At 24.2% G+C, this 542-nt stretch carries 1 protein-coding gene; it reads right to left on the bottom strand.

Features of this window, described 5'->3' with window-relative positions:
• Positions 1–542, bottom strand: a 542-nt coding sequence (locus EHV01_RS06485) for a hypothetical protein (protein ID WP_422066744.1), incomplete at both ends; no start/stop codon positions are given.

A 542-nucleotide genomic window follows, 5' to 3' on the forward strand; every position in this document is an offset into this window, starting at 1 on the left:
TTAAACTAATAGATATTGTAAAAATAGGTAACCCTGAAAATTGAAAGGTATTTCCAACTACTACATCATAATTTTTATCAAATCCTTTTTCACTAAAAATTAATGAACTTTTATAAATAGTTTTGTTTTCTTTTAAATATCCTAATTCAACTTTATATTTATATATTCCATTAGGAGTAACTGGCAAAATATATTGAGTATCATTAGGTTTAAAATCACTAGTATTAACTAATTCTCAATCACTACCCCCGCTAATAGATATATCACCACTCCCTAATAATGAATTACCATTAATAGTTTTAATGTTTGTTCCACTTATTAATTTATCTTGTTTATCTAATAAAATATTATCAATTGCAGCTGCATCGTAATAATTATTTTTTAAGTCTTGAGATGTTTTTACAATATATTTACCATCTTGCTTATCAATATAATCTTTATTTAAATCACTATCTTTAATACCATCTGATGGAATATCACCACTTTGTTTTGCTTTTCAGACATTATCTTCATAATAAATCGTGTTATTATCAAATGGAACT

Origin of the sequence: Spiroplasma sp. hy2, assembly GCF_044714365.1 — a bacterium.
GTDB lineage: Bacteria > Bacillota_I > Bacilli_A > Mycoplasmatales > Mycoplasmataceae > Spiroplasma > Spiroplasma phoeniceum.